We start from the raw sequence: 21,375 nt of genomic DNA, 5'->3' as shown, positions 1-21,375 counted from the left end.
ATATGAATATCGTTTTGCTTGACCCTCGGCAGACCACAAATGAAGTGTGGTCTATTAGCGCCCAGCGCCAAGTGCAGCATTTACACACGCATGTCGGTGTACAAGTCGGTGACACCTTGAAAGTCGGGATTCGCGGTGGCAAGCGTTATTTGACCGAAGTGGTGGACGTTAGTGAGCAGCGGATTCAAGTCAAAGCCCTGTATGAAGAAGCTGTACCGAAAAAACTGCCTGTGACCCTGATTGTGGCTTTACCACGCCCCAAAGTATTGCGTCGTTTAATTATGGATAGCGTGACGTTAGGTGTGGAAAAAATTATTTTACTGCACAGCTATCGGGTTGATAAAAGCTATTGGCAAACGCCATTTTTGCAGCAGCTCGATCAATATGTAACTTTGGGTTTGGAACAAGCAGGCGATACCATTGCATCTGAGATTCAGCTTTATAAACGCTTTAAACCCTTTGTGGAAGATGTCTTACCCAGTTTGATTTCTGCCGATTGTCCTGCTTATGTGGCGCATCCTTATACCGATCAAGCTATGCCACATGCCATCCAACATCCATGCAGTATTGTGATTGGCCCAGAAGGTGGATTTATTCCCTACGAAATTGATTTGCTCGAAAAAAACGGCTGCCAAGCGCGGCACTTGGGCAACCGTATTATTCGTACTGAAACTGTGATTGCTTATGTTTTAGGGCGTTTGTTTAGTGCGGGCTGAATCATCTTCATTGACTGCTGCATCACCACGATAAACTTTCACTTCCTGCACAGGATAAGGAATCGAAATGTGATGTTCGGCAAACGCGGCAATCACCCGTTCCTGCACTTCACTGATGGATGCTGAAGTGGTGGTTTCCGTCGTATTTACCCACCAACGCACATTTAAATTAATCGAAAAATCGGCCAAGGCAGTGACATTGACGCTAAATGCAGGTTGGCTCAAGATTTTTATGTCACGGTCTAAAATGGCCAAAATAATATCTTTGGCTTTTTGTACGTCATCTTCATAACCAATACCGACCACAAACTCGCAACGACGACGGGTATAAGCCGTATTGACCGTTACGGCACTGGTATACACCGTAGCATTTGGAATCACGATTCGACGCCCATCGGGAGAGCGCAGGAAGGTGGCACGAATCTGAATATCTTCTACCGTACCTTCCATATTATTCACGATGATGTCATCACCAATTTTAAATGGTTCTCCAATCAAAATGAGCACACCCGATAATAAATTCTGGAAAATATCTTTAAAAGCAAAACCAATTGCCACGGAGCCTAGACCTAAAGCACTCATCAGTTGGCTTGGGGTAAAACCTGGAATTGCAATCACCATCGCAATTAGAAAACCAAAGAAAATAATTGCAGAGCTACCGACCCGATTCAGCACCAAAACCAAATTTTGTCGGGTATAGGAACGATTGTTCAGGGTCTTGCGAATAAACCATTTAAACAGTCGGGCAAGCAGCCAAAACAGAATCAGCACCACGGCTGCAATCATCAAATACGGCACACGTTCCCAAAATCCTTCCATAATTTTGTCGATGGTGGAGTAGGCGTCATTGTACTTGGCCGTATGATTGATCACGGTTTGCGTGGTTTTTTCAGTGGCTTCCTGCAACAGCTGACTGGTGTTTTCAGAAACTTCACTGAGTGAGGGTTTGGATTCTGCCACGATAATTCCGAATTCAAAATGAAGCGACTATTTTGCCTGAAAAACTCAATTTGGTTAATGAGCAATGCTTACTTGCCAGTATTTTAGACAACTTGGATAGAAGTGATGAGCGTACTATTTTGTAGCATTTAAACTGCGAGTTGTATGTGGTTTTATCTGTAAGACAGGGTCGCAGGTATGAATGATTGGCTGCGTAAAAAAATGTTAATACTCACGGTTATTAGACGATATTTTCTTTAAAAATAATGCAATGCGCAGTACAGTGGAATGTAAACCTGAAAGTATGAATGCAAGAATATGGCATTCGATCAACGCTTTGGCATGCTATTGTTTGTATAAAATTTATGCGACTAAAGCCGAATGGTGAGCCATAAAAAAGAAAGTTCATACTGTGAATATGCAGAAATAATAATCAATAACGTGGCATACATCTCGTGATGAGATGCAAGAACATCAAGGAAGTAGCAGATGAAAGACGTATATCCTGTTCCAGATGAATTTAAAAAGACTGCCCGCACCACTGAGGCAGAATATTTTCAACGCTATCAACAATCTATAGATGACCCTGATACTTATTGGGCAGAGCAGGCCCAACGCTTAGATTGGATTAAACCTTTTACCCAAGTCAAAAATACCAACTTTGACCCCGAGCATTTTAAAATTGAATGGTTTGCCGATGGGCAACTGAATGTCAGTGCCAATTGCTTAGACCGTCATTTAAAAGAACATCCGCATAAACCTGCAATTATTTGGGAAGGAGATCATCCATCTCGGCATAAAGTGGTTTCTTTTGCTTCTTTGCATGATGAAACCTGTCGTTTTGCCAACGTGCTGAAAAAGAACGGGGTGCAAAAAGGTGATCGGGTGGTGCTGTACATGCCAATGGTTTCCGAAGCTGCGATTGCCATGCTAGCCTGCGCGCGGATTGGTGCAGTGCATTGTGTGGTTTTTGGTGGTTTTTCTCCCGATGCTTTGGCTAGCCGAATTGAAGACTGTCAGGCCAAGTTAATTGTCACTGCAGACTCGGCCATGCGTGGTGGCAAGCCAATTTATTTAAAAGCCAATGTTGATGCTGCTCTAAAAGTAGCAGGTACCGACTGTGTGCAAAATGTGATTGTGGTGCACCGTACAGGAAATCCTATTGAGATGTTACCTGAACGCGACGTGTGGTATCACATGGAAATTATGTCGGTCAATGACATCTGCCCACCCGAGCCGATGAATGCCGAAGACCCATTATTCATTTTATATACTTCGGGTTCGACTGGAAAACCCAAAGGTGTTTTGCATACCACAGGCGGTTATTTGACCTATGTGAATAGCACGTTCCGAGAAGTCTTTGACCTGAAACAGGATGATGTGTTTTGGTGTACCGCAGATGTAGGCTGGATTACAGGGCATTCTTATGTCTTATACGGGCCATTGTCGAATGGTACATCTACCGTGATGTTTGAAGGGGTGCCGAACTATCCAAGCTGGGCGCGCACAGGGCATATTGTTGATAAACACAACATCACCATTTTATATACCGCGCCGACTGCCATTCGCGCCATGATGCGAGAGGGAGATCGTTTTGTACGTGAAAGTGACCGCAGCAGCTTGCGTTTACTTGGTTCAGTCGGTGAGCCAATTAATCCTGAAGCATGGAACTGGTATTACAACGTAGTAGGTGAAGGACGTTGCCCAATTGTAGATACATGGTGGCAAACCGAAACTGGGGGCATATTAATTTCAGCATTGCCGGGTGCAACGCCACTGAAACCCGGTTCGGCAACCCGCCCATTATTTGGCGTGCAACCTGCTATTGTCGATGCCGAAGGTAATGAACTGGAAGGCGCGACCGAAGGCAATTTAATTATGAAAGATTCATGGCCAGGGCAAATGCGCGGTATTTGGGGCGACCCTGCACGTTTTATTGAAGCGTATTTTTCGACCTATCCGGGTGCGTATTTTACAGGAGATGGTGCACGCCGTGATGAAGATGGCTATTACTGGATTACAGGGCGTGTGGATGATGTCTTGAATATTTCGGGGCACCGTTTAGGTACTGCGGAAATTGAAAGTGCCCTAGTAGCGCATGAAGCTGTGGCTGAAGCGGCAGTGGTGGGTATGCCCCATGAGATTAAAGGACAGGGGATTTGCACCTTTGTAACTTTGCAAGTTGGTACACCCGAGTCAGAGGAATTGCGTGAAGAATTAGTCAATTGGGTTCGCAAAATTTTGGGGCCTGTGGCAACGCCTGATGCGCTGCATTGGGCACCTGCTTTACCTAAAACCCGCTCAGGTAAAATCATGCGCCGTATTTTGCGGAAAATTGCAGCGAATGAATTGGATAGTTTAGGAGATACTTCGACTTTGGCTGAGCCGCAAGTGGTGGAGCATTTGATTGCAACGGTGTATGGGGAGAGGTAGGTTAAGGTTACTGTCACTGTACACAAAGAAGTTAGATAAGGTTTGTTTTTTTATTTTTTTCGATGAAGTAAGGTGATTGTTTATATCATCTTACTTTATGCGACAACTCGTGTCGTCTTGCTTGGTAATTTGCTTGGGTGATTAAAAAATAACTGTAGAATAAATAACCATCATACAGATGATGTGGAATGGCATGAATATTCTAGGGTTACAGGCCAAGTATCGGCGTTTATATCATGAAAACTCAATTTGGAAATTATTAAGAGCAGATAACGCACCACATATTTTAGCGTTCATTGTTGACTTATTTGCAGAACAAAATGAAGTCCCTTATGGCCGTGCAAGAAATGTCTTGGATGAGTTGATTAAATCTAGTCGTGAGCAGGGTATTTGGCAGACAGAAAATAATGCAGCGCATTATTTAAATCATTGGATTCATTCAGGCTGGCTCAGAGAAATAGATGGCAAGCTGAGTAAAACGGATATTAGCGAAACCGTATTACGTTTTTGTCAGGGCTTGGATGAGCGAGCAACCCATACCACAGCATCACATTTAAGAATTGTGCAGGATGCGGTTCGTGATTTTGTGGTCGCATTGAGTGAAAATATTGAAGAACGAGTGGAGTTGCTCGAACAAAAAAAATTAGTGATTCAAAATGAAATAGATGCTTTGTTGGCGGGTGTTGTTACACAATTAGAAGAATCAGAACAAAAAGAAAGAATACGAGAAATTTATCAACTTGCTTCCATTCTTACAGGCGATTTTAGACGGGTCGAAGATGAGATTCGTCTACGAGATAAAGAGTTGCGTCTAGATATGATTAGTGGTGCTTATTCACGTGGAGAAGTATTGCTGAGCTTAATGGAAAAAGAGCAGTTGCTTGCCCAAAGTGATGCAGGCAGTGCTTTTGATGGGTTTTGTCAATTACTTCAGGATCAAGATCGTTCTACTGAGTTTAGAGAGCAGTTACGCAGTATTTTGAATCATCCTATTGCACAACAATTAAGCGAATCTCAACGTAAATATTTAGGTCAGTTAATGCGTGAGTTAGGACGCGAAAGTAGCCGAGTTTTCCAAGTCCGACGTCGTACAGAAGAAGGTTTGAGAGCTTATATTGAAAGTGGTGCAGCATTGGAAAACCGGTTGATTGATCAGTTTCTGTCGGAATTAGAAAAAAATGCAGTGGCGTTGTTGCAATCAGAGTGTGATTTAAAAACAGAAGTACAAGTAGATTTAGCCGTGGGTTCCATTCAGCTGAATTCGCCTGAAAGTCTTGCTTTAAAAAGTCCCACAGAACATATGGATACGCGTAAGGTCGAAGAGCAACAAAACAAGACTGAACCTAGTGATCAGATGCTGAAGTACTTAGACAGTGTACGGGTTCGTGCTGTTGCTGAAAAAGTATATCAAACGCTCGCACAGAAAGGGGTGATGAGTATTGCCCATTTAACACAGGAACATCCTGTACAAGCGGGACTTGAAGAGCTTGTTGCTTACTTGTGAACCGTACCGGGTTTGTCGGAGACCAACTTTCTTGAGAGAATGTTCCAATGACAAAACCAAAATATACCCCTGAAATCAGAGAAAGAGCGGTTCAATTATTGATTGAATCTGAAAAAGATTATCCTTCTACTTGGGCTGCAATCACAGCTATTGCACCTGAGCAGCATGCTGCGCAAGGGTTGTACTCCTGAAACATTGCGTGTTTGGTATTTAAAGCATATGGATCAACTAAATCCTGCCAAAGTACAACAGATATCTGACCAAGAAAAAATGAAGCAAATGGAACGTGAAATTAAAGAATTAAAACGTGCCAATGAAATTCTACGTAAAGCAGCCGCTTTTTTCGCCCAGGCGGAGCTCGACCGCCCACACAAATAATGGTGGATTTTATCCAGAACAATAAAGATCGATATGGTGTTGAAGCGATTTGTAGAATTTTACCGATTGCAGCTTCGACCTATTATCGGGCTTTAGATCTCGCTGACAATCCAGAACATCGAGCGAAACGTGCTCTGCATGATTTACATCATGCAGAGCAAATCAAACGTATTTGGAAAGAAAGTTTAGGTCGATATGGTGTGCGTAAGGTCTGGCAACAATTGAAACGTGAAGGTTATGTTATCGCACGTTGTACAGTTGCTCGATTGATGCAGAAGCTAGGTATACAAGGTGTTTGGCGTGGTAAGAATAAACAAACCACCCGTAGCCGAGATGATCAAAAACGAGCAGATGACTTAGTAAAACGCAATTTTAATGCAGATCATCCTGACCCTTGCGAAGCAGTGCTTCTCAGGTCGCTGACTTCACGTATATTCAAACTCATTCAGGCTGGGTCTATACCGCCTTTATTATTGATGTGTTCTCGCGAGCAATTGTTGGATGGAAAGTATCAACACGTATGAATACAGATATGGTGCTCGATGCACTGGAGCAAGCATTGCATGATCGAGGCATGCCAAAGAACGTGATTCATCATAGTGACAGAGGCGTGCAATATCTTTCCATTCGTTATACCAATCGTTTAGAAGCAGCAAATTTACGAGCATCAGTCGGTACGACCGGTGATTCATACGATAATGCTTTGGCTGAAACGGTGAATGGCTTATACAAAACAGAGGTGATTGAATATTTAAAAGCGGATTGGCAAGGTTTAGCGGATGTACAACTTGCGACACTAAACTGGGTAGATTGGTTCAATAAAAAGCGTGTACACAGTGCACTGGGTTATGTATCACCTTTTGAGTTTGAAGCAATGTACTATGATAAGATTAACCCGTTAGGTCAGGTGGCCTAACTTAAATAAAAAAGTCTCCGACAAACCCGGTACGGTTCATCCACAATTTAACTATAAATACTGTGCAAATAAAGATAGAACTCAGCCAAAAAAGCAGGCGGTATTTAATCGGCCTGGTTATGAAGGTTATGTGGACACCAAAAAACAATATAAATCGCAAGATTTATCGCAACTTTTGCCTTGGTCTAATAATGAACTGGTGGTTGATGCCAGACTTAGATTCAATGCCAATACCTGCGACTTTACAAAATATGATGATGAACAAATTCAAAAGTTTAATCAGGACTTTTTTGCTTCAGAAGGTGAACAACTCTTTTCTAATATTCAGGTGAATGCAGCTTTGCTAACGGAACAGTTATATAAAGATACATGTCTAAGAGATATGCAAAATCAGGAAGTATATAGCTTTGATGTTGAGGATGATGAATTATCTATTTATCAGCATTTTCCAGATTCCGTAGAACTGAATATTCAGACTGGAAAATATGAGCAAGCTGTTAAAAGTGTCACTTTTAATATTGAACCAGCTCCTGATAATGCTTGGTTGAGTTTATCACCTGCGCAACTCAAGGAGCTAACATTAGAGTATGGGCTTGCAGTGCAAGAGGGATGTAAGTTGTCTTTGTCTGTTTATAATGACCAAAGCCCGCAGTGGATATACCATCTTGGGTTCGGGGTTTATCACTGATCTGTTATTGATTAAATTTTATATGTATTTCCAGATTGCTTTTGATTAAATCGGATGGTTTATATTCAATTCAATAAATGAATATTCTGCTCAATCCTATTTTGGATCATTTGGAGAGTTTCAGATCTAATTTGTTCAGGTAATAGATCATGAGCAATCTTCGTAAATCGGCTGGCAACTTCGCAAATTGAGTTAATCATTTCATCAACCTCTTGAATAGAAAGCTCTGCTTCCTGAATGCCCAGTTTGACAATGGCAGACCGAGTAATATCCAGTGCTTCACCCATAATATCCATTTGATGATATCCACCTGGGCCTTCACAGAAAGTAACGTCGTAGGCTGGGGCGAGTTTCCATTGTCCATTTTGAGACATTAAAAACGAAAAGTTTTTGCAATGATCATCTCGATTATTGAACACCACATTGAAAACAGCGCGCTTGAATGCAATCGCTTTTTCGCGAATATCATTGGTACAAAAGTGTGTAGCACGAAGAAAGTTGCTGTAGTCTAAACTCCCAGGTGATTTAAAATCAGCCCCTGTAAAGGCAGCTAAACTTTGCATAGGGATGCGCATGCCATCGCAGCGGTCAAATCTTTTTGAGGCAAATGCAGTTAGGCCATTCGGAAGAGTGAAGTATTGGGTGTCTGGGGTGTCAATATGACAATGACGCAAACATTCTGCATAAACAGTTTCAATTGCACAAACTTCAGGATGCTCTTGCTGAGCGGGAAATTTGATCAGCCAAGCTTCATGTTGATGTGAGTGAACTGTTGAGAATTCATTAGTGACAGGATCACGATAAACAAGTGCTTTTGGCCTTGCACCTTGTGGAGACCCGCCCATAATTAATAAATGCTGTAAAAATTCGGCACCTTCTCCTTTGAGAACTTCCTGAACTTCTTGAGCGAGTCTTAGCAATGGAATATTTTCAGCTAATGTTAACTCGGATGCTGAAGGTTCAAAGGATAATGCCCCCATTGCATGTGTACTAATATACGTGAGGCGTTCTAAAGGCCCAACTCGTGCTGGATTAAGTCCATTTTTTTTAAATAAGCGATCCATCAGGAGCATGCCCCAGCCATCGGGTAAGGCATCGTATATAGGGCCTGGTAATCCCATTTGATGTGCAGGAAAGTTCTTTCTTAATGGGTCACCTTTTAGCGGAAGTAGGTAAGATGAAAGCTCTAAACCTTTACTAATTGCTTCTGCGCTGTATTCAAAAGCAATCAATGGTCGACCTGTGATTGCAGTTGAGGAAACTAGTGTGCCCCAAAGCCAATATTCGCCCCATCCATTGTAGTAAACATCAAGTTTTTTGAGCATGGATTCATTTCCTTTTGATACGTTGGCGAGCCGTATTACTCTCATAGCGGAGCATGTCATCTACACTATTTAAATGTGGTTTGAAAAGTTCCTCTAATTCTTTTAATCGGCCGAGCACCATGGCAACACGTACTAAATTTTCAAATGAAACATTTCGACCAGCTTCTAGATTAGATACAGTATTCACACCAATACCCGCACGCGCAGCAACATCTGCCTGAGTCATTTCCAGATAAAGACGTTCTTTACGAAGCCTCTCACATAATAAAGCAACAACTTCTTCAGGTTTTTTGAATATTAAATCCATAATATTGTGTTTTACATTGTGATATCACCATTAAAACACAAAAAAATGGATTTATGAAATTATGCCAGTTGGTCGATAATGAGATGCTTGATTGGCTGATGAGATTCTATTGGATTAAAGAAATCTAATGATTTTAATGCATTTATTTTTTGCAACTACCTACGAATATGTCGTATTTGGGGCCCGAAACTGTGAAATAAAAGATAATAAAGAAAGTATGATTGGGGATAACATAATATAAAATCAATAAAAAAGCCCCCATCTTTCGATGAGGGTTTTTTTGAATTTGGAGCGGGAAACGAGACTCGAACTCGCGACCCCAACCTTGGCAAGAGTCACCGACATAAAATACACTAAATAACATAATTGGTACTTTAATAAACTCTATATATAACAGTTATATAGAGTTTTTATTTTGTGTGACGTAATTTAAAGTAGGGTGGGGTACTTTGATTTTTGGTCACTAATTTATTGTGATAATCAACAATAATAACCAACATACATATTCTTAATCTAAGAGTATTTTACTGACGGGTATAATTTTATGATGAGAGGGGGTGTTGCCTGAGGCTACGGTTTCTGTTTGGCCTTTTGACGAAAGACGTACAAATATAAGCTTTCTACTTTTTCACGTGCCTATGGTGTAGTACGCAAGAATCGTAATGATGATTTAACACTTGGGTTTATGCAAAAATATCTAATTTCAATTTTGCGACTTAAGTCTTCAAAGCCACCTTAGTAATCCAATAATTCATCCAAAATGTCAGCAAGTTTTTTGCCGTGGAGTGGCTGATTGGATCAATCGTATTTGGCAAAGGAAGCAATTATGACCTAGCTCAGGTAGGAAAAACGGCACTGTTGCAAATAGGCTGACATGATAAGCTAAATATCTTATTTATTTCGAGATACAGCAGATGAATCCCTTCCACGGTCGGCACTTTCAAGGTGAAATCATTCTTTGGGCTGTTCGTTGGTATTGTAAATATGGCATCAGCTATCGTGAACTTAAAGAAATGCTCGCTGAACGAGGCATAAATGTGGATCACAGTACAATTTATCGTTGGGTTCAGCGTTATGCTCCAGAAATGGAAAAACGGTTACGCTGGTATTGGCGTAATCCTACAGATTTACATTCATGGCATATGGATGAGACTTATATCAAAGTGAAGGGGCGATGGACTTACCTGTATCGTGCAGTTGATCAACGGGGTCATACAATTGACTTTTACCTTTCCGCTAGACGGAACAGTAAATCAGCCTATAGTTTTCTAGGAAAGATCTTCAATACGGTGAAAAAATGGCAAATTCCACGGGTCATCAATACAGATAAAGCAGCGACCTATGGCCATGCTTTATCACGATTAAAGCGAGAAGGAAAATGTCCAGTAGATATTGAGCACAGGCAGATTAAGTATAAAAATAATGTCATTGAATGTGATCATGGTAAGTTAAAGCGAATCATCAGGGCCACATTAGGATTCAAATCTATGAAGACGGCTTATGCCACAATTAAAGGTATTGAAGTCATGCGTGCACTACGTAAAGGACAAGCATCGTCATTTTATTATGGTCAGCCTCAGGGTGAAGTGTGTCTAATCAACAGGGTTTTCGGTCTCTAAGCACTTTTTAAAGGGAACATCATCGACTCAAATCTCTATTTGCAACAGTGCCTGATCAAGCCTGTTTAACTTGGCAGCACATATCCCTTTTCCTTGATTAAACGTACTGCTGCATCACAAACTTCCGTATCATAAATTGTTCCACGCCCTTTTAAAACTTCAGAAAGTGCAACATCTATGCCCAAAGCAGCACGATATGGGCGATGCGTAGCCATTGACTCAATCACATCGGCTACCGCTAAAATACGTGCCTCTGGATGAATCTCCTCCCCTTTCAAACCATTAGGATAGCCCGTTCCATCCATGCGTTCATGATGCTGACCAATGATTTCTGCAATTGGAATATTGAAAGGAACATTCTTGAGAATCTCATAACCCGCCTGTGCATGGCCTTTCATCATTTCCATTTCCAGATGCGTTAGACGAGTAGGTTTAGTCAGAATTTCAGAAGGAATGGAAATCTTGCCGATGTCATGTACCATTCCAATTTCTTCCATCTGCAGGCAGCGTTTTTCATCCCAGCCCATTTCTTTGGCAATGGCACTAGCAATCAGCCCTACACGACGCTCATGCCCCGCGGTATAAGGATCGCGTAATTCCACCATGATAGATACTGCCTGCAAGGTGCCATACATGGTGGCTTCCAACTGTTCTAGCTGTCGGGTAATCTGGTCCTGTGCCTGCTTTTGTTCGGTAATATCTAGTGCCATGACAATCGTGGCAGGCATGCCATCGTCCCAAGTGATGCAACGTGCATGTAGGGCAAATTCCCGGATCTGACCGTTTTGATGACGGAACGCAACGATAGGCGGCATGCCCAAATATTCCGAAGCTTGATCCTGCTCCTGGTGAATCAGTGCCAGGATGTCTATCGTTGCATCGGCAAACTCCAGAATATCATGTCCAATGAGCGCTGCAGCAGACCAGCCAAGCATGTTGGCATAACTTGGATTGACGTAGAGATACTGATTGTCGCGCAGCACATACACTCCGACCACGGTATGTTCTACCATGCTTCGGAAGCGCTGCTCACTGTCTTGTAATGCCTGTTCCGTTTCCCGGATTGCGGTCAGATCATTCCAGACCAGAATCACATCATTGCCGACAATCGACATGGTACGCTGGGCAATGCGCTGACTACCATCTTTTGCTAACAGCGTAATTTCAGGAAATTGCACCGGGTTGCCTTTTTTTGCTAGTTGCAATGCCTCTTCCCAGTTCTGTTGCATCAACTGTCTTTGCTCTGCACTCGGCGCCACTTTTTTCAGCCAGGCATCCTGATTTTGAAAATCTTCCAGGCGATATCCCAGCCATTTTTCATAGGCTAAATTGACTGCAAGAATGCGTTCATCCTGTATGGAAATAATATGCATCGGCACAGGAGACTGCAAAAACACCTGCTGGAAACGTTGTTCCATTTGCTGGGAATAAGATTCGGCAGTTTTGCGCTGTTGTTCGGCGGAAAAACGCTCCAGTGCAGATGAAATATCTCTGGAGAGATTTTGTAGCAGCTGAATTTGCTCCTGATCAAATTCTACCCGACCTGTGGTGTACAGCCCGATCAGCCCCCAGAAATGGCCATTAAACAGCAACGGAGTCAATGCCGCCTGGTGCACCTGTTCCTGTTTTAAATAGTGTCTCCACGCCCGGTATTCTGGAGAAATATGCGCATCAGGAGCATTGACCAAGGCATAGCTATAGACATCCACATCTGGGCCAGTATTTTTCACATGATTCAACGGAGGATTCTGCTCCTGCTGCAAGACAGTCTGCAACGTCGGTAAAATATTGGCACTGACATTATGATGGAACTGTATCACTAGTGGACTGTCAGCCTGATCATCAGCCTTAAGTGCTATCACAATTTTGGCAAAACCACCCAAGTTCAGCAACACCTGCTGCAACTCAGTCAGCAATGCCTGCTGGTTCTGGCTATGGGCAATGACCCGATTGGTTTCACTAAGCAACTGATAGAGATAGGTTAAACGTGCCACCCGATCCTGGGACTGTAACCGAGTATATACTTGGGTGATCTGAATGGTGATATGATCGATTAAACTCTGTTCTTCATCCAGAAAATTAGCGGCATCTGCTGCCGGTGTCAACGGATCATACCAGACAGTCAAGCTGCCAAATTGCTGGCTGTCATCGGCAAAAGCTGACTGTAAACAAATAGCCTGAGCAGGAGGTGCTTCCCCCCAAATACCCCAGTCACTGTTAATTTGCAGATGAATCCGCTCCGGTGAAGAAAAGCCGGAAGGAATGATTTGTATCGCTTTATTCAATAACTCGGTCATAGCGATTTGTGTACTGTTGCAAAGCTGATTAATCTCGTTTAGACAGCGCACTTCTTTTACACGTTGCTGCAGATTCTGCAGTAAAAACTGACGGTCTGTAATATCGTGCATCACCATGACCCAGACCGGTTTTTTGTCCAGGTGTTTTGCAAAAGGCGCGACATGACATTCGACCGTTTTATGATCGGGCAAGGACAACTGAATTAAAAATTCTTGCGGTGTCTGCTGCAGTCGGGAGCAGACCGGACAATCCGCGGCTAGTACACGAGGGTCATGTACCAGTTCATGGACAGAGCGCCTGGTCAATTGTGCCGCAGGAATGCCGTGCAGCCTGGCTGCTGCCAGATTGACCTGCTGAATGGTATGGTCGGAACTGACAATATAGGTCGGATCCGGAATGGTGTCATAGGTACTGGCTGCCTTGGACAACATGCCGAAAGGTTCTTTGATGGTCGACTCGACCAGCGCCATATAAATAAACCAGTAGGAATAGACTTTCAGAATATGTCCCAGCAGATTGGCATCGGCATATACAGACACATATTGGGTAAAGGCAAATTCAGAGGCCATCATGGCCAGCATAGACAAGCTGATACCAAATACCAGTTGGGTGGATAAATATTTACGGCTCTGCCATACCAGTACCAGTGCCATTGCTAGCACCGCGATAATCAGGTATTCACTATAAATTTTAAAAGAGGTCAGGCCCTGCCCATCAATAAAGGCTGTGGGGAAGAAACCCAGCATCACTGCACTGACAATTCCGACACTGAGTAGACCAAAAAACAAATTTAACGGGGCTAGCTTGATCATACGTGTCAGCATGAACGGTGCGGCAAGCATGGCAAAGGCCTGCAACAGGCGGGCGCCAATCCATAATTGCGTGGCCTGATTAGCACTATCTACCGGAAAAATTTGCATGCCTTTGTAGAGCAAGGTGTGGAATAAATCTATAAAGCCACACCAGCCAATAGCGATGGCTATGAAAACCACAAAATAATTTTTAGTAAAATGCCGCGATACCACAGTGACGATCAGCGCTGTAAGCGCAATAATGATGGAAATTAGTTCTGCCAGGGTATGGGTAAACAGAAAACCAAAACTTTGATTGGTCCACCAGATCAGCAAGGCAAAAATCGTCGGAGGAATGATCATCATATAAGGAGAAATAAACGACTTGAGATCGAATACATCCGGTGAAAATAACTCCCTAGATGATTTAGACATAAATTTCCCCCAATAAAATTCGTGAATAGTCGTATGTAATTCAGTTGTTAAGTATCTTATTCCAGTTAAAATTTACATGATAATTAACCTGAATTCGATAAGAACATGGTAGATAAAAAGGGCACTGTTGCAAATAACCACGAATGGTAAGCTGAAGACTGTTTTAGCTAAAGGTGCAGCATATGAATCCTTTCCATGGTCGGCATTTTCAGGGCGAAATCATTCTTTGGGCTGTGCGCTGGTATTGTAAATATGGCATTAGCTATCGTGAACTGTAGGAAATGCTGGCCGAACGGGGTGTGAATGTTGATCACACGACTATTTACCGTTGGGTTCAACGTTATGCTCCTGAAATAGAAAAACGTTTACGCTGGTATTGGCGTAATCCTACAGATCTGAGCTCGTGGCATATTGATGAAACCTATGTAAAAGTGAATGGACGATGGTCTTATCTGTATCGTGCAGTCGATCAACGTGGCGATACCATTGATTTTTTATCTTTCTTCTAGACGTAATACCAAATCAGCATATTGTTTTCTTGGAAAAATTTTAAATAATGTGAAGAAGTGGCAAATTCCACAAGTGATCAACACGGATAAAGCACCCACATATGGACGTGCTTTATCACGGTTAAAACGGGAAGGTAAATGTCCACCAGACCTTGAGCACAGGCAGATTAAGTATAAAAATAACGTGATTGAATGTGATCATGGCAAGCTAAAGCGGATCATCAGGGCCACATTAGGATTCAAATCTATGAAGACGGCTTATGCCACAATTAAAGGTATTGAAGTCATGCGTGCACTACGTAAAGGACAAGCATCGTCATTTTATTATGGTCAGCCTCAGGGTGAAGTGTGTCTAATCAACAGGGTTTTCGGTCTCTAAGTACTTTTTAAAGGGAACATCATCGACTCAAATCTCTATTTGCAACAGTGCCCATAAGATCGGGTATGTCAGAGTCAGCTCTGTTGACCAGAATATTGAACGACAACTTGAAGGAGTCGAAGTCGACAGGGTTTTTATCGATAAGGCCTCTGGAAAAAATACTGCTCGCCCGAAATTTCAGGAAATGCTGAGCTATGTTCGTGAAGGAGACATGATTGTTGTTCACTCCATGGATCGTTTCGCCCGGAGTCTGAAAGATTTAGTTACTGAAGTTGATCAGCTCGTAAAGAGAGGAGTAGCCATCCAGTTTGTCAAAGAGAACATTACTTTCACGGCTCAGGCTACGCCTATGGATAACCTGATGTTGCAGCTCATGGGTGCTTTTGCTCAATTTGAGCGAGAAATTATCTTAGAACGTCAGAAAGAAGGGATTAAAATTGCAGCAGCTCAGGGCAAATATAAAGGTCGTGTACATAAATTGAATCCCGATCAGGCCAAAGCGTTACAAAAAGACTGGAAAGAAGGAAGGTATTCATCCAAAGTTGAGCTGGCAAAAGCATTTGATATCAGCCGGCAAGCTGTTTATCGGTATTTGAAAAAAATTAATTAGGTCACTAGATTGGACTGCTCCCAGTATCCTAGACATGATACAGCCTCGTTTTGAAGCTTCCTCAAAGGCTTCTCGAATCATCCCATCAAGATGGATTATGCTTACTTATTAATATCAGAATTTTAGATATTATAAGTGAAAAAATATAAATTGGATTAAAAGTAAAAAATGAAGAATGATAAGAATTCAAAGGAAATTAGTAAGGAATACTAAAATGGACAATAAAATTAAAGTTGCTGTGATTGGTGGTGGTATTGCAGGATTGGCACTTACGACCCAATTGGTAAAGTATCAACACTTAGACGTCCATCTTTATGAATCTGCTCCACAATTTTCAGAAATTGGTGCGGGAATTTCTTTCGGTGCAAATGCTGTAGAAGCCATCCATTTACTGGGTCTAGGTCAAGAATACGAAACTATTGCCGATAAGGTAAAAGCTCCTTATACCGATATCTGGTTCCAGTGGCGGAACGGCTATACCGATGAATATTTATCTGCTTCTGTCGCTCCCAAAGTAGGTCAATCCTCTGTTCATCGTGCTGATTTTTTAGATACTTTAATTCCTCTCGTCCCTTTATCCAACGTACATTTTAATAAACGTATACAGCAGATTGATGCGACTGCTGATCAAGCCAAAATTACTTTTATTGATGGGCAACAAGTTGAATGCGATTATGTAATTGGCTGCGATGGTATCCGTTCAGTGGTACGCGATCATGTTCTGGATTCTCATAATCTTCCACGCGTCACGCCTCAATTTTCTGGTACATGGGCATATCGCGGCATTATTAAGTTTAAGGATTTTCAGCAGGCCATCAAAGAACTCGGTAATGATCCAGAGTTAGCTGACGTTCCGCAAATGTTCTTGGGTAAGGACAAACACATCTTAACCTTCCCGATTCGTCAGGGGGAAGAAATCAATATTGTCGCGTTTAAGTCTGACCGTACGCAAACTGTCTTGCCTGAAAATACGCCTTGGACAAAATCCGTTTCCAAACACGAGATGCTCGAAGATTTCGCGGACTGGAGTGATAGTTGTCAGGCATTACTGAATTTAATTGAAGCTCCAACGCTTTGGGCACTGCATGAAATTCAGCCATTAGAGACCTATAAAAATAAGACAAACAATGTGATTGTGATTGGTGACGCTGCACATGCCATGTTACCGCATCAGGGTGCCGGTGCCGGTCAAGGATTAGAGGATGCATTGATCCTGGCCAATTTGCTGGCTAATCGACAGCTGACGCGTGAAACCATCAAATTAGTATCTGGAATTTATGAAGAAGTACGTCTAGAGCGTGCTGTAAAAGTTCAGCATACCTCGCATGAATCGGGTGAGATTTATGAACTTTATTCACCACTATATCCGAGTCTTGAGGAGATTGGCGCTCATTTAGCTCATCGCTTTGATTGGTTATGGCAGCACTCACTTGAACAAGACATTGAAACAGCTATAACGTCGTTGCAAAAAGAACTACAGCATAAAATCAGAATGGCTGGTTAAGTTACTAAATTAAAATAAAAAAATTGCACAATGTTTCGACCAGGGAGGTCAGTTATGCAAAGTATTAATGCGAATGAAATTATAGATCAGGCCAGATTGAAAGCAATTCACTGGCGTGTGATTTTACTGAGTGCCTTAATTATTATTTTTGATGGTTACGATCTGGTGATTTATGGTGTTGCCTTGCCAAAACTCATGAAGGAATGGCAAATAGATACTATCACTGCGGGTTTTCTTGGCAGTGTTGCCTTATTCGGCATGATGTTTGGTGCGATTATTTTTGGCAGTTTGAGTGACAAGTTAGAAAGTTATGGGTTTAGCCGTAAAAAACTCATCGCGCTTTGTATCTTCTTGTTCAGTGGTTTTACCTTGTTATGTGGCTATGCAACTAATCCACAGAGCTTTGGTATCTTTCGCTTTCTGGCGGGTCTCGGCTTGGGCGGAGTTATGCCGAATGTGATTGCCCTGATGACTGAATATGCACCGAAAAAATTACGTGCAACGCTCGTTTCACTGATGTTTAGTGGCTATGCAGTGGGTGGGATGTGTTCAGCACTATTAGGAATGTGGTTAGTGCCGCAATTTGGCTGGAAAATCATGTTTATCATCGGAGGCTTACCACTATTGCTGTTACCGGTGATCTGGTATTTGCTACCCGAATCTATTGATTATTTAGTACGACGCAAAAAAACCGAACAAGCTTTTCAGATCCTTAAACAAATTGATAGCAGTATCACGTATAACAACCAGACGCAGATTATCCTGCATCATGAGAATCAAGCTGTATCTAAGTCACCAGTGAAAGATTTATTTGCAGAGAATCGTGGTCCTGTGACTTTATTGTTCTGGACCAGTGTATTTATGGCTTTAATCCTGGTCTATGCCTTAGGCAACTGGTTACCAAAACTCATGGTTGAGGCGGGATATGATTTATCGACCAGTTTAGTCTTCCTTTTTGCACTCAATATTGGTGGTATGTTAGGTGCGATTTTTGGTGGATATCTGGCAGATCGTTTTAATTTGGCCAAGGTGTTATGTACATTATTTGCTAGTGGTGCAATTGCCTTGTTCTTATTGAGCTACAGTCTACCGACTTTTGTTCTTTATATCTGTATCGCAGTTGCAGGGGCAGCTTCTATTGGCGGGCAGATTTTATTATTGGCCTATATGTCACAATTTTACTCATCCAATATTCGCGCGACGGGTTTAGGTATGGCCTTAGGAGTAGGGCGTCTAGGTGCAATTTTAGGTCCAATTTTATGTGGTTGGTTGCTGAGTTTGAGTTTACCGCTCACTTATAATTTTATTGCTCTGGCTATCCCATGTATGATTGCAGTGATTAGCGTTTCAATGATTCACTATCGTCTGAAACAGAAAAAATTAAAAGCTGTGGTTGTACAAGCTTAAAGATTGATTCAGGGAGGGTAACCTCCCTGATTGATATTGGAATATTAAAATTGATTGATCTGAGTCTTATTAAAGTTTTTATTGTCATCTACGAAACAAAAAATATTAGTCATGCAGCCGAAAGGCTTAATTTAAGTCAGCCTTCTGTGACCTACAATCTCAATCGTTTACGTAAGTTTCTTAATGATCCACTCTTTGAACGCGACAAATTTGGCGTCAAACCCACCAAGTTGGCCCAGATTTTATATCCGAGTTTTAGTCAGTCAGTTGCTGAAATTGAAACTGCCATTGCAGCGACACAACAGTTTGATCCCAAAACTTCAACTCGGACCTTTCGTCTTGGTCTGTCCGATTTAGGTGAGATCTGTTTATTACCTTCACTGATTCTATATCTATCTAAAGAAGCCCCTTTTATAAAAGTTGAAATTGAAGAAATTCATTCAAATCAAGTGGAAGCATGGCTGATTGAAGGTTTCTTGGATGTTGCTGTGTTTAATAGCAGCTATACCGTGATGCCCAAGATTGAATCACGCAATTTATTTGAAGAACGATATATGTGTATTGCTCATAAACAGCATCCACGTATTCAGAATCAATTGAGTTTAGAACAGTATTTACACGAGAAACATGCTGCGATTAAATCTTCTACCGGCCATATTGAAATTGATCAAAGGCTGAAAGAACTTGGGTTGAAACGGAATATCATGCTGGAAGTGCCACATTTCAGTGTATTACAGGATGTCGTGACGAATTCGGAATTACTGGTGACCCTACCTTCACGTGCTGCACGCGTCTATGAACGTAATAGTGACGTCAATATTTTTGAATTACCTTTTACGGTTAAAACCTTTAATGTCAGTGCCAACTGGTACAACCACCATGATGATTTAGAGGCTCGTACCTGGTTTATCCATACGTTAAGAGAAATTTTTCAGTCTTTATAGTCTGGTCAGCTTTATCCATCCTTCTGATAGAATATGGAAACAAAATCGTTTCCATTAACTATACCAAGCCAAGTTCACGTGTTAATTGCTCAGATTTTTCCATAATAAAATTCAAAAAAGCTAAAGGTTTGCTGCGCTACGTCATCGTACTGCGGATTCCATCCTTAAAATGATGGGTGGCCGTATTGAAACCTTACAAACTGCAGAGCATGCGCAAGCACAGGAAGCTTTTGTTGATGAAGAACGTTATATGATCGGTGGGGTATTGACCCTCGCCGAACGTTCGGTGGCCTCGATTATGACACCACGTCACCAGATTTCCTGGGTGGATGTAGAAGATGATCTGGAAAAAATCCGTGAGCAGGTGTTATCTGTACCTCACAGTCTCTTTCCTGTATGTCGTGGCAGTCTGGATAAAGTCCTTACTGTGGTTCGTGCAAAAGAATTAATTGATTCTCTGGATGATCCTGAAGCACTGCAGCAACTGTTAAAGCGTCAACGTCCTATTTTCATTTTTGAAAAAATGAAAGTGATTGATGGTAATCCCCCCTAAAAATAATAGGATCTAAAAGTAGAATTTTCTCTTAAGATACGAGCAGGAGATTCTGCATGAAAACATCTAAATTTACTGACAGTCAGATCATGTCCATCTTGAAACAGGCAGAATCTGGCACACCTGTAGCGACCCTTTGCCGTGAACACGGCATGAGTAATGCTACCTTTTATAAATGGCGTGCCAAATATGGTGGTATGGATACATCATTAATGGCTCGACTGAAAGAGCTAGAAGCCGAAAATACCAGACTTAAAAAGATGTATGCGGTAGAGCGATTAAAGGCCGAAATCATCCAGGAAGCGATGGCAATGAGCAGCACTGCTGCGCAAGGGTAAAGCCATCTTGCCGGCGTAAGATGGCACAACAGGCAGTTGCCCAGCATGCCATTAGTATTCGTTTGGCTTGTAAAGCATTTGGCATTAGTGAAACCTGCTACCGCTATCAAGCCAAACTCAGCGATGACAATGCTCTCATTGCTGAACAGCTCATTGAACTCACTGAGGAAAATTCCGATTGGGGCTTTGGTTTGTGCTTCTCGTATTTACGGCATGTTGAGAGTTGCTGCTGGAATCACAAGCGGGTTTACCGCATTTACTGTGAGTTGGCACTGAATCTGCGTATTAAACCGAGAAGAAGACTAAAACGGCATGCGCCTGAACCATTGAAAGAACCAATCCGAGAAAATCAGGTTTAGTCATTAGATTTTATGCATGATCAGCTTTCCGATGGTCGCAAGTTTCGATTATTGAATGTGATTGATGATTACCGCCGCGAAGGCCTAGCCATTGAAGCAGGGTTCTCATTGCACACAATCAGGGTTATTCGTACGTTGAATCAATTGCTGGAGTGCAGAGAAAAACCGTTAGTGATCCGATGCGATAATGGTCCCGAATTTATCAGTCACGAATTTGTGCGCTGGGCTACTGAGCACGGTATTCGTATTGAATATATTCAACCGGGTAAGCCACAGCAGAATGCGTATATTGAACGCTATAATCGGACCATACGTTATAGTTGGCTGAGCAAGCATTTATTTGATACTTTGGATGAAGTACAAGATTATGCAACAAACTGGTTGTGGCATTACAACCATGAAAGACCACATCAAGCTAACAAA

The 21,375-nt window shown here is 42.1% G+C and carries 13 protein-coding genes, 5 pseudogenes and 1 other annotated feature; of the genes and pseudogenes, 13 read left to right on the top strand and 5 right to left on the bottom strand.

The window, feature by feature from the left end:
- Positions 1-2: 2 nt before the first annotated feature.
- A complete protein-coding gene (locus FTU35_RS06870; protein WP_179991255.1) occupies positions 3-716 on the top strand; it encodes a 16S rRNA (uracil(1498)-N(3))-methyltransferase in 714 nt (237 codons plus the stop codon).
- Here the strand turns inward: FTU35_RS06870 and FTU35_RS06865 are convergent.
- Positions 690-1,676 carry a mechanosensitive ion channel family protein gene (locus FTU35_RS06865; RefSeq protein WP_131261199.1) on the bottom strand — a complete coding sequence of 329 codons (987 nt, stop codon included), beginning with the start codon at positions 1,674-1,676 and terminating at the stop codon, positions 690-692. The genes FTU35_RS06870 and FTU35_RS06865 overlap by 27 nt on opposite strands.
- Before the next feature lie 468 nt (positions 1,677-2,144).
- On the opposite strand from FTU35_RS06865, the gene acs reads away from it, so the two are divergent.
- The 4 genes and pseudogenes from acs (at position 2,145) to FTU35_RS06845 (ending at position 7,574) form a co-directional block, all read left to right on the top strand.
- Positions 2,145-4,088, top strand: a complete 1,944-nt coding sequence (acs, locus tag FTU35_RS06860; RefSeq protein WP_131261198.1) for an acetate--CoA ligase — start codon at positions 2,145-2,147, stop codon at positions 4,086-4,088.
- A gap of 193 nt (positions 4,089-4,281) precedes the next feature.
- Positions 4,282-5,592: a DUF3375 domain-containing protein gene (locus FTU35_RS06855; protein WP_228274483.1), complete on the top strand. Its 1,311-nt coding sequence runs from the start codon at positions 4,282-4,284 to the stop codon at positions 5,590-5,592.
- Positions 5,593-5,639: 47 nt separating this feature from the next.
- A pseudogene (locus tag FTU35_RS06850) lies at positions 5,640-6,886 on the top strand (IS3 family transposase).
- Positions 5,928-6,044, top strand: a sequence feature (AL1L pseudoknot). (Overlaps the previous pseudogene by 117 nt.)
- 130 nt (positions 6,887-7,016) lie before the next feature.
- Positions 7,017-7,574, top strand: coding sequence for a hypothetical protein (locus FTU35_RS06845; RefSeq protein WP_154320192.1), 558 nt, complete (start codon positions 7,017-7,019; stop codon positions 7,572-7,574).
- A 65-nt stretch (positions 7,575-7,639) separates the two neighbouring features.
- Here the strand turns inward: FTU35_RS06845 and FTU35_RS06840 are convergent, their stop codons facing one another.
- From FTU35_RS06840 to FTU35_RS06830, 3 genes and pseudogenes are all read right to left on the bottom strand, one after another.
- Positions 7,640-8,899: a type II toxin-antitoxin system HipA family toxin gene (locus FTU35_RS06840; protein ID WP_154320193.1), complete on the bottom strand. Its 1,260-nt coding sequence runs from the start codon at positions 8,897-8,899 to the stop codon at positions 7,640-7,642.
- Between the two features lie 4 nt (positions 8,900-8,903).
- Entirely contained in the window at positions 8,904-9,206 is a 303-nt protein-coding gene (locus tag FTU35_RS06835; RefSeq protein WP_070153706.1) for a helix-turn-helix transcriptional regulator, read from the bottom strand.
- Positions 9,207-9,776: 570 nt separating this feature from the next.
- A pseudogene (locus FTU35_RS06830) lies at positions 9,777-9,968 on the bottom strand (VF530 family DNA-binding protein).
- Between the two features lie 152 nt (positions 9,969-10,120).
- On the opposite strand from FTU35_RS06830, the gene FTU35_RS06825 reads away from it, so the two are divergent.
- Complete coding sequence (locus FTU35_RS06825) at positions 10,121-10,825, top strand: IS6-like element IS1008 family transposase (RefSeq protein WP_032073143.1); 705 nt, start codon at positions 10,121-10,123, stop codon at positions 10,823-10,825.
- Positions 10,826-10,890: 65 nt separating this feature from the next.
- Here FTU35_RS06825 and FTU35_RS06820 read toward each other — a convergent pair whose 3' ends face one another.
- Positions 10,891-14,349, bottom strand: a complete 3,459-nt coding sequence (locus FTU35_RS06820; protein WP_154320196.1) for an MASE3 domain-containing protein — start codon at positions 14,347-14,349, stop codon at positions 10,891-10,893.
- 182 nt (positions 14,350-14,531) lie between these two features.
- On the opposite strand from FTU35_RS06820, the pseudogene FTU35_RS06815 reads away from it, so the two are divergent.
- The 7 genes and pseudogenes from FTU35_RS06815 to FTU35_RS06785 all read left to right on the top strand — a co-directional run.
- Positions 14,532-15,237, top strand: a pseudogene (locus tag FTU35_RS06815) (IS6-like element IS1006 family transposase).
- A gap of 37 nt (positions 15,238-15,274) precedes the next feature.
- Complete coding sequence (locus tag FTU35_RS06810; protein WP_154320197.1) at positions 15,275-15,847, top strand: recombinase family protein; 573 nt, start codon at positions 15,275-15,277, stop codon at positions 15,845-15,847.
- A gap of 214 nt (positions 15,848-16,061) precedes the next feature.
- Positions 16,062-17,351 carry a salicylate 1-monooxygenase gene (gene salA / locus FTU35_RS06805; RefSeq protein ID WP_154320198.1) on the top strand — a complete coding sequence of 430 codons (1,290 nt, stop codon included), beginning with the start codon at positions 16,062-16,064 and terminating at the stop codon, positions 17,349-17,351.
- A 54-nt stretch (positions 17,352-17,405) separates the two neighbouring features.
- Positions 17,406-18,758: an MFS transporter gene (locus FTU35_RS06800; RefSeq protein WP_154320199.1), complete on the top strand. Its 1,353-nt coding sequence runs from the start codon at positions 17,406-17,408 to the stop codon at positions 18,756-18,758.
- 53 nt (positions 18,759-18,811) lie between these two features.
- Positions 18,812-19,702, top strand: a complete 891-nt coding sequence (locus tag FTU35_RS06795; RefSeq protein WP_373686815.1) for a LysR substrate-binding domain-containing protein — start codon at positions 18,812-18,814, stop codon at positions 19,700-19,702.
- Between the two features lie 136 nt (positions 19,703-19,838).
- Positions 19,839-20,240 (top strand): annotated as a pseudogene (locus tag FTU35_RS06790) (hypothetical protein); the annotation flags it as partial.
- A gap of 71 nt (positions 20,241-20,311) precedes the next feature.
- Positions 20,312-21,375, top strand: a pseudogene (locus FTU35_RS06785) (IS3 family transposase); the annotation flags it as partial.

Origin of the sequence: Acinetobacter sp. YH12095 (assembly GCF_013419245.1) — a bacterium.
Lineage (GTDB): Bacteria > Pseudomonadota > Gammaproteobacteria > Pseudomonadales > Moraxellaceae > Acinetobacter > Acinetobacter towneri.
The sequence above is the reverse complement of the archived record's forward strand: the minus strand, read 5'-3'. Positions and strand labels throughout refer to the sequence as shown.

Excerpts from the sequence above, each read along its gene's own strand:
- FTU35_RS06870 (WP_179991255.1), top strand. The coding sequence starts at position 3 with ATGAATATCGTTTTGCTTGACCCTCGGCAGACCACAAATGAAGTGTGG.
- acs (WP_131261198.1), top strand. The coding sequence starts at position 2,145 with ATGAAAGACGTATATCCTGTTCCAGATGAATTTAAAAAGACTGCCCGC.
- FTU35_RS06855 (WP_228274483.1), top strand. The coding sequence starts at position 4,282 with ATGAATATTCTAGGGTTACAGGCCAAGTATCGGCGTTTATATCATGAA.
- FTU35_RS06840 (WP_154320193.1), bottom strand. The coding sequence starts at position 8,899 with ATGCTCAAAAAACTTGATGTTTACTACAATGGATGGGGCGAATATTGG.
- FTU35_RS06835 (WP_070153706.1), bottom strand. The coding sequence starts at position 9,206 with ATGGATTTAATATTCAAAAAACCTGAAGAAGTTGTTGCTTTATTATGT.
- FTU35_RS06825 (WP_032073143.1), top strand. The coding sequence starts at position 10,121 with ATGAATCCCTTCCACGGTCGGCACTTTCAAGGTGAAATCATTCTTTGG.
- FTU35_RS06820 (WP_154320196.1), bottom strand. The coding sequence starts at position 14,349 with ATGTCTAAATCATCTAGGGAGTTATTTTCACCGGATGTATTCGATCTC.
- salA (WP_154320198.1), top strand. The coding sequence starts at position 16,062 with ATGGACAATAAAATTAAAGTTGCTGTGATTGGTGGTGGTATTGCAGGA.
- FTU35_RS06800 (WP_154320199.1), top strand. The coding sequence starts at position 17,406 with ATGCAAAGTATTAATGCGAATGAAATTATAGATCAGGCCAGATTGAAA.